Here is a 12,633-nt window from a genome sequence, read left to right as displayed (position 1 = left end):
AGTTTCAGGCTATAATAAGGTAACTACATATAAAAAAGAGGTCATTTTATGAGAATCCAGCAGCTTGAATATCTGGAAAAAATCGTTGAAGCAGGCTCCATCAATGAGGCGGCCAAAAGGCTTTTCCTCACTCAGCCAAGCCTGTCAAACGCAGTCAGGGAACTGGAGAACGAAATGGGAATTCAGATTTTTCAGCGCAGTTCAGGCGGCATTTCGCTGACCGCAGAAGGGCGCGAATTCATGACGTATTCCAAGCAGATTCTGGATCAGGTCAACCTGATGAACGAACGTTATAAAAACGGGCAGCAGCGCAGGCAGTCCTTTTCCGTTTCCGCACAGCACTATGCCTTTGTCGTTCACGCATTCGTCGAACTGATCAAAAGCGTCGATGCAGAAGAATACCAGTTCACGCTGCGCGAAACCGAAACCCAGAACATCTTCAACGACCTTGCCCAGTTCAAAAGCGAGCTCGGCATTCTCTACACAAACGGCTTCAATCAAAGGATCATGCAGCGTCTCTTCAAGGAAAACAACCTCGTTTTCACGCCGCTGTTCGTTGCGAAGCCGCACATCTTCGTCAGCCGCTACAATCCGCTCACGTCAAAGTCCTCCGTGGATTTGTCAGACCTCGAAGACTACCCCTATCTGTCATACGAACAGGGTGAGGTCAACTCGTTTTACTTCTCGGAGGAAATTCTCAGCACCCTGGGCCATAGGAAAAGCATCAAGGTCAGCGACCGTGCGACGATCTTCAACCTGATGGTCGGATTGAACGGCTACACGATCAGCTCCGGCATCATCAGCAGCAAGCTCAATGACGACAAGATCGTTGCGATTCCCCTAAACGTTGATGATGACATCACGCTGGGCTGGCTCAAGCACCGCCAGGTCGAACTGAGTCCTCTGGCCGAACGCTATCTGACAATGCTGAAGGAACACATCAGAGGCTACGGGTTCAAGATCATCAGCTGATTTCTTCCCTTGAAAAATGCAGGGCATCGAAGACCGGATTTTACGGGCAAATCTAAAAAAACGGCATTTTGCCCGTAATCCCGCCTTGACGCCCTGATTGAGCATGAGATGCGCATCACTGTATTTAAAAAAACAGGCTTTCATGTTTCAGAATTGAAAAAACGCCGGACAAAGTCAGTCAATCTGCGACCGCCTTTGTCCGGCATTTCATTTAATTCAAGAGGGAAAAAGGAGTTTCTTCTTCACATCAGGCTTTCCTGCGATATCTGTTGACAATGACGTCTTTTCCCTTAATCGACATCTTCCGTTTTCCAACAGGCTCAAATCCGCACTTCATGATGACGCGGTTGCTTGCCAGGTTTTGCTCCTCTGCTTCAATCCTGATTTCGGGAAAGCCTTCTCCAAGCAGATAATCGCTGAACCCCATGAAGGCTTCTGTCATATAGCCCCTGTTCCAGTATCTTCTTCCCAAAACGTATCCGACGACCGGAATTTCATCCTCATAGTCAACAACGTCAATCATGCCAACCAGGCTGTCGTTTTCCGCAAGACAGATGCCGTATCGGAAGCACTTCTCATCCTCATAGGCACGCATCCACTCAGCAAGAACCTTCCTGGTGTCGTCGATGCCTTCATGAGCGTCCCAGGTCAGGTAACGCGTAACCTCAGGATCGTCTGCCCACGTTTCGTATATTCTCATTGCGTCATGCTCGTTCAGCCTGCGCAGATAAAGCCTGTCCGTCTCGACTGCCTTTTCCGGTTGAACCCACTCATAGAGCTCCGCACCTCTTTCACCGAGGTCGTCATAGAAGAGCTTCGTCTGCTTGACGAGCGCGAAGCCGTTTTTGCGATACACTTTTCCGGCGGCCTCGTTGCCTTCAATCACGTCAAGGTGAATCGCACCTTTCACCCTGGACTTCATCTCAGAAAGCATCCGGGAAGCGACGCCCTGCCCCCTGAAATCCGGTGAAACGGCAAACAGATGCAGCACGCAAACCTCTTTCGTTTCCTTCCAGTCCGCATGATTGTATGCATCATCATCGCCGTCGGACAAAATGCCCGCGGCTGCAATTCTGCCGTCAATGCGACCGATCAGAAACAGGCGGTTTGAAATCGCATATTCCAGATCATCACGACAAGGATATAATCCCCAGTTCCACTCAGGCGAACAACTGTCAAACTTCTGCTGTTCGCAAACCTTTTCATAAAAAATGCAGAGCTCTGATAAATCACTGCCTGTTGCTTTAACTATTTCCAAAATCAACTATCCTTTCCTGCTGAAATGTCTCGGCGAATCCTGCCTCTTCCTGCGAATCTTCCCGGCAATGCGCTCCGTTGCGTGCGTCAGATGTCTCAGAATCGAATCAGCCGCAAACATGAAGACGACGACCAGCAAAAAGTCGGCCCCTGACAGCGGACTGATTGCAAAGAGATACTTCAAAAACACGAAGCAGAAGACCAGTCCGAAAACGTTGAGCCATAGAATCGCCCACTTCCTCCTGTTGAACGGCCGGCTGATCCGAACCAGAACGATCAGCCCGATTGCACCCAGAAGCAGCGTCGCCATCGTCGAAATCTCGTCGTCTGAAATGCCGAAGACCTTTCCGCAGACCACAAGCGCAGCAACCGAAACCATATCGGTCAATCCGGCCGGGAAGGCCTTGATGAACACGTTCGTCAGAAAATGACCCTTGATGCGGTCCTTAGTCGGCTCAAGTGCCAGCAGGAAGCCGGGAACGCCGATCGTGAAGCCCGTCACCAGGGAAATCTGCGAAGGCTCAAGCGGATACGTAAACATCAGAACGGCCGAAAAGACCGCCATCAGCAGCGAGAAAATGTTCTTGACCAGAAACAGGCTTGCCGACCGCTGAATGTTGTTGACCACCTGTCTTCCTTCAAGCACGACGTCCGGCATATGCACGAAATCGGAATCAAGCAGGACGACCTGCGCAACTTGCGCGGTTGCCTCGCTGCCCGATGCCATCGCAACGCTGCAGTCCGCATCCTTCATTGCCAGGATGTCGTTGACGCCGTCGCCCGTCATTGCGACAGTGTGCCCGTTCTTCTGCAGAGCCGACACGAAATCCTGTTTCTGCTTCGGAGTCACGCGCCCGAAGACCGTCTTTGTCTCAAGCGCCTCTTCCACCTGTGATTCGGTCTTCAAAGTCGAGGCATCGACATAATTTCTTGCACCGTCAATTCCGGCCTGTCCGGCAATTTCAGAAACAGTTTTCGGATTGTCGCCCGAAATGACCTTGATTGCAACCTTCTGCTTCTTGAAGTATTCAAATGTCTGCCTGGCATTTTCACGGATCGGATTTTCAAAAATCACATATGCCAGCGGTTCAATGCTGCCTGAAAGACCGTCTTCAAGATCTGCGCCGTCGTACTTTGCAAACAGAAGCACACGATATCCCTTGTCTGTATACGGCAGAATCCTGTCTTCGATTCCTTCAAATTCAGAGCGCATGATGAACTCCGGCGCCCCAAGCAGGTACGTCGCATCATCGAAGACGATTCCACCGTACTTTCTTGCCGAAGTAAACGGAACAACCTTCAGGGCAGCATGTCTTTGCCCTGCATTTTCCGGAATAAACGACTGCAGCGCCTGCATCGTCGCATTGTTGTCCCTTGAGGCAAGCACGTAGTCCGTCAGCCTTTCAGTGACGTCTTCTCCTTCAAAGACGACTTCCCTGACCTTCATCTCCGGTTCGGTGATCGTTCCCGTCTTGTCGACGCACAGGACGTCGACGCGGGCCAGCGTTTCGATGCTTTTCATGTCATGCAGCAGGACCTTGCGCTTCGAAAGGCGCATCGTGCTCAAGGCCAGGGCAACCGTCGTCAGAAGATACAGTCCTTCGGGAATCATCCCCAGAACGGCCGCAACCATCGAAGTGATGCTCTTCTGAAACGTGACGCCGTTTAAGAAGAAGCTCTGATAGAACAAAATGGCCCCGATTGGAATGATGATGATTCCGGCCCACTTGATGATCTCGTTGATTGAGCGCACCATCTCGGACTGCTCATACCCGTCGATCGTCTTCGCCTCCGACGTCAGCTTTGATATGTATGATTCATTTCCGACCTTGTCCAGGCGTGCATGGCACCTTCCTGAAACGACGAAGCTTCCGGAAAGAAGCGTATCTCCTTTTTTCTTGTCGATTTCGTCCGATTCACCCGTCAGAAGCGACTCGTTGACCTGAATGCTTCCGTCAAGCACCGTCGCGTCCGCACAGATCTGCTCGCCGGCAGAAAGCAGCACGACATCGTCCTGCACCAGTTCTTCAGACGCGACCTTGCTTTCCTTTCCGTCGCGCAGGACAACTGCATGAGGTGCATTCAGCAGGTTCATCTTGTCAAGCGTCCTCTTTGCACGCCATTCCTGAATGATCCCGATGATGATGTTCCACAGAATGATCGGCAGAAAGGTCAGGTTGCGAAACGAGCCGACGATGCAAAGAAGCACCGTGACCACCAGGAAAATCAGGTTGAAATACGTCAGGGTATTGCTTAAGATGATCTGCTTGACGGTCAGTCCGGTCGAAGCATCCGACCGGTTTGTCTTTCCGGCATTGGTTCGTTCCTCTACTTCCTTTTGGGTCAGGCCACTGTATCTAGCATCTTCCATCCAAAAACTCCCTTTCGAAAAGCCTCTAAGTAAATAATAACTCAACTTGCGTAAAAACACCTATAAGAATGACTTAAGATTGATTTCCGCCTGACTCCGGCAAAAAATAAAAAACAGGACTCCGGGTTTCAGAAGTCCTGTCTTTTCGTCTTGTAAGTTCCCGCAATCATCATTAATCCACTTCATTTCAGGATAAATGCAGAGCTTAATCAGCATTTTGCCTTCCTGATTCAAGCTTCAATTTCAAAACCAGTCCCAGGGCAATCAGGGTTATCGCAAGAATCAGGGCAATTGAAATGCGGCTGCCTTCCATGCTGCCGTCTGGCATCGTCTTTTGAGCCTGTCCGAAGATGACTGAAACGACCGTTGTCGAAAGTGCCCCGGAAAACTGCTGCAGAGTATTCAGAACGCTGTTGCCGTCGATTGACTCCTCACGGTCAAGCTGGCTCAGACTTGTCGCAACCAGACTGCTTGCTGCAAGTCCCATGCCTATCTTTGTCGCAATGTCACCGCACAAAAGCAGCTTCACCCCTGCATTTGGCAGGACAAGAACCAGAGAGGCCAGACCTGCGGATGCAAGCGCAAGGCCGAAGACAATCGGCTTGAAATATCCAAGTTCATCCATCAGACGTCCGGAAACAGGTGCAAGCAGGGCTACGAACGTTGCGCCCGGAAGCATGAACAGTCCGGCCGTAACAGTATTCTGATGCAGTCCGATCTGAAGGTAGTTCGGAAAAATGAACGAGATTCCAAGCGCAATGGCCTGGGTGACCAAAGCTCCGTACATGAACCAGACAAAGCGCCGGTTGGAGAAGACGCCCAAGTTAATGAGACGCTTTTTCCGATTGGAAAAGTAAAACATCAGAAGCGCCATGATGCTGAGCAGAAGCAGCAGGACGGAAAAGCGCTCGATTGCAATCAGTAAAAGCGCAAGTCCAAGTGCAAGAAGAAAGTAGCCGGAAAAATTGAAACCGGTCCTTTCTTCAATCTTCCTCTGAGGAATCGACATGATTCCGACGGCAAATGAAACCAAAAGAACCGGCACGAGAAACAGGAAGATCATATTCCAGTCAAAATTATGCAGGACAATGCCTCCGTAAGTCGGACCGACTGCCGGAGCAAAACAGGTCGTCATCGTCGCCACACCGACCATGAAGCCGCGCCTTTCCAGCGGAACGTGTTCCAGGATGATGTGCATCGCAAGCGGCAGGGCAAGACCGGTTCCGATTCCCTGAAGGATGCGGCCTGCCAAAAGCAGCTCGAAACTTCCGGCAACAGAATCCAGAATCACGCCGAGCAGGAAGAAGAGATTTGAACTGATGAACAGATTCTTCTCGGAAACATTCCGGATCAGGTAAGCTGACAGCGGGATGCTTGCGGCAACCGTCAGCAGATTGGCAGTCGTCACCCACTGAATCGTCCCGGCATCAATTCCAAACTGCTTCATGAGCGTCGGAAAGGTCACGTTCATCGACGTTTCAATCAGGACACCGCAGAAACTCATGATCGTCGTTGCGACGACTGCAGGCATTACGTGCCATTTTTTACTTGTAGTCATATTCGCACCTCTAGTCATTGAAAATTACACATAGGATTTATAATACGCTACAAGTGTCGGGCAAGTCAAGTAAAACACGAACATTATCCGTTAATCATCATCTTTTCTGGTAAATCTCATCAAAGCGCTGAAACCCGCGAATCTCAAAGAAAACGTCCCTGCACCAAAAACAGGCGCAATGATTGCAGAAGTCCATTTTGTCCGCAAGCTCGTTTTACGGGCAAATCCCAGTTTTCCACGTTTTGCCCGTAAGCGATAATTTTGCCAAATCCAGCGTTGCTGCCCAACAGCCGCGAATACTGCATTTTTCTGCAAATCTGTTCAGCCCGACCACCGTCTGCGTGATGCGGATACTGCATTTTTCAAATAAAAAAGATTTCCCCCGCACGCCAAAAATACAGGAAAAACCTTTTCATAACTATAACAATTGCGCAAACAGACGCATGATCATCTGGCTCAGACGATGCGGCGCGCTCCACCTGACGCTGTATTTTTCAGTAACTTCGCGGCACTGCCTGAACGTTTCGTCAAAATCCTCCTTGATTGAAAGAACGGCCGGTGTATCCGTCATGAAACAGCCGTTTTCAAAATGATGATACAGACTGCGATAATCAAGATTGATCGTTCCGCAAGTCGCCAGGCGGTCGTCTGCAACGCTCATCTTGGCGTGGCAAAAGCCGGGCGTCCATTCAAAAATGCGCACGCCGTTCTTCGCAAGCACGTTGTAAAAGGACCTTGTCACGCGGTAAATCGGCTTCTTGTCGGGAATCCCCGGTGTTACGATTCTGACGTCAACTCCGCGCTTTGCCGCAAGCGACAGTGCATGAGCCAGCTCATCAGTGATGATCAGGTAAGGCGTCATGAAATAGCAGTAGCTTTCAGCCTTGTTGACCATGCTGATGTAGACTTCTTCTCCGACCTGCTCGCCGTCAAGCGGGCTGTCGGCGTACGGCTGAATATAGCCTGCGCAGTTTCCCGGGTATTCTCTGTCCCTGAGATAAAATTCCAGATTCTCTTCTTCATCCTGATTCTTTCTCGAAGAGGCATTCCACATTTCCAGAAACGAAACGGTCAGGGACCTGACCGCCTGCCCGCAGAGTCTTATTCCGGTGTCCTTCCACTCGCCGTAGGGATGCGTGAAGTTGAAATACTCGTTTGCGAGATTATATCCGCCGGTATAGCCGATTTTTCCGTCAATCACCGTGATCTTGCGATGATCGCGGTTGTTCAGGAACATGTTGAGCCCCGGCATGAGCGGATTGAAGACGCGGCACTTGATTCCGACCGCTTCGAGTTTTCTGGCAAATGACATGTTGACGAATCCGATTGATCCCATGTCGTCATAAAAAACGCGAACCTCAACGCCTGCCCTGACGCGTTCTTCCAGAACCGTCTGAATCTTCTGCCAGGCTTTTCCGTCCTCGATTGCATGGTACTCCATGAAGATGAAGTCCTTGGCAAGTGCCAGGTCATGGAGCTGCGAATCAAGTCCCCTGACCGCCTCGTCGAAATACTTCACCTCTGTATTTTCATAAACCGGATACCCCGAATACTTGCTGATATACCCGGAGATTCCTCTGCCGTCAGGATTCCTGACCCCATCGCCCAGATACTTGAACAGCCTTTCATCAACTTCCTTGTAGCGCCGCTTCATCTTCTTCGTTCCGCCGTTTAATCCGACCAGAAGATACAGTGCCACGCCCAGAACCGGAAATGCCAGAATCAGGATTATCCACGGAACCTTCATCGTCGCCGTCTGGTTTTGACTGTAAATGAAGAGTACCAGCAGAATCGCGAGAACCCGTGTCGTCCAGTCAATGATGCTGGCATATTCATTCAGTCTGGTAAAGACCAGAACCAAAAAGACGACTTGAAGCAGGATTGACAAGGCCGAAAAAACCAGCCTTTTGATTCCGTTTTTTGATTTTCTTTTTCCTTCATATGTTTCCACGTCTGAACCCTCTTCCATCAATCTTTAACAAACAGCTTCCGGCCCGCCTTCCTGCCGAACATCAGCAGGAAAATTCCCTGAACGTCAAGGAGAACAAGTCCTGCATATCTGGTCACAAGCAGTACCGATTCAAGTTCCCCGGAAGGAATCCTGCGAATGCAGGCATTGACCGTATAATTTGGATCGTGCACCAGAAGCTGTGACGAAACGATCATTACGCCGATCAGGATAAGCTGACCGATGACGGAGCCGACACCGTTCATCTTCTGCCTGGCAAGCTGCTGTTCATAAGTCGGAAACTTGCCGCTGCTCCGGTAGTCGGAGCCGACTTCCCCCATTCCGATCGAAATGGCATAGACGGAAACCGCAACTCCCAGAAGCCAGAGCCTTTCCGGAATCATCAGGACGCTTGAAGCCATCAGCGTTAAAATCATCACGTTGCCGACCAGCCAGCGGTTTTCAAGCGCCGTTACGTACCTTGCCGTGAATTTGGCAGTCAGATTGACCGCAAAGAGGATACTGAACGCCAGAACGACCATCTTGACGTCGGCCATTCCCATATACAGGAAAACGCAGTACAGAATGACAAAGGTCATGTATTCGCTGAAATAAGCCTGATAGAGTTCATAGGGCTCCTTTGCGGCATAGAAATGCGTCATCATTTCAAAGAAGATCAGAATCGTGGCAATTATCAGAATCGTGAAGATGTCGCTGACATCTGCGGTCTGCTTGAACAGCCGCAGGGAAAAGAGCAGTGCCAGTAAGATGACCGCGCTCATTGCCTCCTGCCAGTCATACTTTCTTTCCTTGAACAGGGGTGCCGTAAGCCTGGAAGGATCCCTGACCATTGCCCTGATTGAAAACAGCGTGATGACTGAAAGAAACAGATAGCATGACAGGACGAGCTCCTCGCTGTACCTGGATCCGACAAGCAGAAAGGCCGTGAAAATCAACATCAGAATAAATCCGAAGAATTCTTCCTTCTGATATTTTTCACCGGTTCTTTCCGAGACGACCGCCTTGACCGTCCGGTACATCGGAACGAAAACCGAAAGTCCAAGTCCAATCAGAAAAGCACCCAGGTCAAGCGTAAGCAGCATCTTCTTCTGAAAAAGAATCAAAACTGAACCGAGGATAATGGTCAGTGACGCAAACTGAGCAAGCCGGAACGGATTGTTGACTTCGCCGAAAACCGATACGGTAAATGAACCAATCTTAAGAAATGAATAGAAGATCACAAAAGGCAGAATGTAATCAAGCTTGCCGTTGTTCCGGATAAAGGTCGTCACGAAAACCATCATCGGAATCATCGGCGCCCCGCTGATCCCCGCTTCGGTCAATGTTATTCCCAGTTTCTTCAAGTTAATCGCTTCCTAATATATAATATAAGTCAATATTTATATTATACATCGGCGCGCACTTTTTTATGTAAATAAGGTCTTACGCCTTATCCTTCCATCAATCATATCTCATTTCTGCGCACAAAAAAAGTACCTCACGAATGCGCAAGGTACTTTTTTCAATTCATGACTGAAAATCAACGGTGTGGTAGCCCGAGGCATTCCTGACCGTTTCAATCTGCTTCATGAATTCCCTGATGTCAGAATCAATGATTTCACCGCTCGCCTTCGCAGAACCGTCCTGTCCGTCATAGTATGCATGGTACACCGGCTTCATGAGCGACCTGTACTTTTCCATGGCGGAGTCGATTTCATCCTGATTCGTATAGTCGATGTTTGAGAAAAGACTGGAAACGTCATTGATCAGCTTCTGATTCGTAGCCGAGGAAATCACCGAAACGGTCCCCTGCTCCGATTTGCCGTATGTTCTTCCGGTGATTCCCGACAGCTCCTGCTTGAGGGAGTCAAGTGCCTTGAGGTCGTCGTCGCCCAGAACATACACCTTTCCATAATAATCGGAAAAACGTTCATAGGGCGAATCAACGTGTGAACCGTCTTTCATCAAGTCGTCCTGCGCACTGACCAGTCCCCGGGTATACTCGCTCATTGCCTTTTTGACGACTTCCGCCTGCTGTTCGTTCAGACTGGCATCGGCATAGGAGCCGACCGCATTTTCGGCAATGCTCATCTGTGCATAATTGCGATAGTCAATGTATGTGTTCTTACCTGCTCCGCACCCGATTCCCGCGGTTGCCTCGTTCATCACCAGACGCACCTTCTCAAGCTCTTCCCTGCCGAATGAAACGCCTCCGATCGAATAACTTCCGTCTGATGCAGCGCCTGGCATGTCTTCCCTGAAAAACGTGTCCAGAGCATGGTCAGCACTGACTTTTCTGACGTCTGAATCATTCTTGATCTCGTCAGGATTCAGATTTCCCTTATAAGTCAGCGCTTCCTTTGACAGTTCGACGACGTCTTTGCTCAAGGTCCTTCCCTGCTTGAACGACTCCTTGACTTTTGTCTGATCAATCCGGTAGCTTTCCTGCTTTTCAGGCAGTTTCGCAATCGAAGCATCAGTTGCCGACAGGCCTGTTAAACTGATTCCCATTCCAATCACCTCTTGCTATTTGTAATCACAATATGAATATCGGCACTTTTCCAGTTTGTTCAAGCCTGCCGTCTGATGAAAATACAGTGCACGAAGCCTCAATGCTCTGCATTTTGCATCAGGGAACATCCGCAAAAAGTTGACCTTGGTGCTATAATTGACAGTGTTCATAAAATCAGGAAAGGACGGTACAATGTCAAAGGAAGATTTCGAAACAATCAAGACAAAGGACGGCATGGTTGACATAGAACACTACCACGACCTCGCTCAGCAGAAGCAAAAGGAACACGCTAAGTTTCTGGCCATGCTGAGAAGGAAGAAGCCGAAGCATCTGGACAAGATTGTAAAGGAGACCCACCGGGAGATTTTCGACGTCATTGACTGCACGAAATGCGCCAACTGCTGCAAGGATCTGGGGCCGCTGTTCACCGAGGCGGACATCGAACGCATCGCCGGAGAATTCCGCATGCACCTCGGAAAGTTTGAAGACACCTATCTCAGAGTGGACGAAGACGGAGACAAGGTCTTCAAATGCATGCCGTGCCCGTTTCTCGGCTCGGACAATCTGTGCACGATTTATCCGATCCGCCCGAAGGCATGCCGCGAGTTTCCGCACACGGACCGCAAAAAGATCTACCAGATCAACCATCTGACGATCCAGAACACGCTCTACTGCCCTGCAGCCTACCTCTTCGTTGAAAGGCTGAAGGAAAAACTGGGCTGCTGATGTCAGCACCGTTAAAGGAGGAGAAACAATGTCAAAGAACATCTTAATCATTTCAGGTCACCCCGATCTGGAAAACAATTCGCTGGCCAACAAGACCATCATCAGGGAACTTGAGGAAAAAATGCCGCAGGCAAGCATCGACGTCTTGAGCAGTCTTTATCCTGACTATCGCTTCGATGTTTTAAGAGAACAGGAAAAATTAAGGCAGGCAGACGTGATTGTCTTCCAGTTTCCGCTGTTCTGGTACGGCATTCCGTCGATGTTGCAGAAGTGGCTGGAAGATGTCTTCCTGCATGGCTTTTCGCACGGAAGCAGCGGAACGGCACTGCATGGCAAGAAGCTGATTGCCTCGGTTACGACGGGTGCACCGGAAGCGGCCTACCAGGAAATCACGATCAAGGAGCTGCTGAAGCCGCTGGAATTAACTGCAAGGCTGACCGGACTTGAATATTCAGGTGAAATCGTCACTTACGGCGTATCCTATACGCTCAGAAACGATGACGAAAAACGCAGGGACCTGCTTGCAAAGGCCGCCGATCACGCAGAAAGGCTGACAAATCTGATCAACGGCATCCGGTAAAGAGACTGGAAAGAAAGCCATGCCTTAAGTTAAAGCACGTATGATTACCTTTTTATGAATCATACGTGCTTTTTTCTTGGCCGGACATCTATAGTGACGGGGAAAGCAGACCATAATTCTAGATTCAGATTAAAACAGCCTGCTTTGTCCGGCATTTAAACAGAAAAAAAGAAACCGGGATTTCCCAGTCTCTTTCCTGTAAAACGCAGTGCCCATCAGGCTTCAATGAAGTTACTGTCTGGTTCTTCTTTTAGCAGTAAACTCCGGAACCGTCACCTTGATGACACTGACGATTCCGGTCATCTTTTCGGTAATTTCAAAGTCCCTGCCTGTCTGGTTTTGCATCAGAGCTTTCAACCCATGTATCTTTTCGGCAGCGTCTTCAACGATTTCCGCATTTCCGCGACCCATTACGGATGCAAAGGAAGAACCGTACCTGCAGGGGATGTCTCCGCCGGAAATCTGAGAAACATCGCATTCAAGTTCAATGAAGACATGCGGATTCTTCCTTATCAGATCAAGTTTGTGTCCCTGCTTTGCTCCGTGCATGTAAAAGGTCAGTTTTCCTTCGGTCATTTCATAGCCGTAATGCAGCGGAACAACGTATGGATATCCATCATCAACAAGTCCGAGATGCAAAATTTCCGCCTTTCCCAAAATCTTTTCAATCTCGTTCAAATCCTTGATTTCACGGTCATGTCTGCGCAAG

General features: G+C 49.5%; 11 protein-coding genes. 3 read left to right on the top strand and 8 right to left on the bottom strand.

The window, feature by feature from the left end; translation table 11 throughout:
* Positions 1-48 precede the first annotated feature (48 nt).
* Entirely contained in the window at positions 49-972 is a 924-nt protein-coding gene (locus V7Z60_RS04535; RefSeq protein WP_334116643.1) for a LysR family transcriptional regulator, read from the top strand.
* Between the two features lie 247 nt (positions 973-1,219).
* Here V7Z60_RS04535 and V7Z60_RS04530 read toward each other — a convergent pair whose 3' ends face one another.
* The 7 genes from V7Z60_RS04530 to V7Z60_RS04500 all read right to left on the bottom strand — a co-directional run bounded on the left by V7Z60_RS04530 (position 1,220) and on the right by V7Z60_RS04500 (position 10,617).
* A complete protein-coding gene (locus V7Z60_RS04530; protein WP_334116642.1) occupies positions 1,220-2,230 on the bottom strand; it encodes a GNAT family N-acetyltransferase in 1,011 nt (336 codons plus the stop codon).
* 6 nt (positions 2,231-2,236) lie between these two features.
* A complete protein-coding gene (locus V7Z60_RS04525; RefSeq protein ID WP_334116640.1) occupies positions 2,237-4,600 on the bottom strand; it encodes a cation-translocating P-type ATPase in 2,364 nt (787 codons plus the stop codon).
* A gap of 205 nt (positions 4,601-4,805) precedes the next feature.
* Positions 4,806-6,158, bottom strand: coding sequence for an MFS transporter (locus V7Z60_RS04520; RefSeq protein ID WP_334116639.1), 1,353 nt, complete (start codon positions 6,156-6,158; stop codon positions 4,806-4,808).
* Positions 6,159-6,248: 90 nt separating this feature from the next.
* Positions 6,249-6,473 carry a hypothetical protein gene (locus tag V7Z60_RS04515; protein WP_334116637.1) on the bottom strand — a complete coding sequence of 75 codons (225 nt, stop codon included), beginning with the start codon at positions 6,471-6,473 and terminating at the stop codon, positions 6,249-6,251.
* Positions 6,474-6,576: 103 nt separating this feature from the next.
* Positions 6,577-8,109, bottom strand: coding sequence for a phospholipase D-like domain-containing protein (locus V7Z60_RS04510; protein WP_442918896.1), 1,533 nt, complete (start codon positions 8,107-8,109; stop codon positions 6,577-6,579).
* Between the two features lie 17 nt (positions 8,110-8,126).
* Positions 8,127-9,470: a hypothetical protein gene (locus tag V7Z60_RS04505; protein WP_334116635.1), complete on the bottom strand. Its 1,344-nt coding sequence runs from the start codon at positions 9,468-9,470 to the stop codon at positions 8,127-8,129.
* A 163-nt stretch (positions 9,471-9,633) separates the two neighbouring features.
* Positions 9,634-10,617 carry a hypothetical protein gene (locus tag V7Z60_RS04500; RefSeq protein ID WP_334116634.1) on the bottom strand — a complete coding sequence of 328 codons (984 nt, stop codon included), beginning with the start codon at positions 10,615-10,617 and terminating at the stop codon, positions 9,634-9,636.
* A 235-nt stretch (positions 10,618-10,852) separates the two neighbouring features.
* On the opposite strand from V7Z60_RS04500, the gene V7Z60_RS04495 reads away from it, so the two are divergent.
* Together V7Z60_RS04495 and V7Z60_RS04490 are read left to right on the top strand one after the other, a co-directional pair.
* Complete coding sequence (locus V7Z60_RS04495; RefSeq protein ID WP_442918897.1) at positions 10,853-11,344, top strand: YkgJ family cysteine cluster protein; 492 nt, start codon at positions 10,853-10,855, stop codon at positions 11,342-11,344.
* 28 nt (positions 11,345-11,372) lie between these two features.
* Positions 11,373-11,924, top strand: a complete 552-nt coding sequence (locus tag V7Z60_RS04490) for an NAD(P)H-dependent oxidoreductase (protein ID WP_334116632.1) — start codon at positions 11,373-11,375, stop codon at positions 11,922-11,924.
* 231 nt (positions 11,925-12,155) lie between these two features.
* Here the strand turns inward: V7Z60_RS04490 and V7Z60_RS04485 are convergent.
* Positions 12,156-12,633, bottom strand: a 478-nt coding sequence (locus V7Z60_RS04485) for a pyridoxamine 5'-phosphate oxidase family protein (protein ID WP_334116631.1), incomplete at its 5' end; no start/stop codon positions are given.

Source organism: Ligilactobacillus sp. (assembly GCF_036846325.1).
Classification (GTDB): Bacteria; Bacillota; Bacilli; order Lactobacillales; family Lactobacillaceae; genus Ligilactobacillus.
The sequence above is the reverse complement of the archived record's forward strand: the minus strand, read 5'-3'. Positions and strand labels throughout refer to the sequence as shown.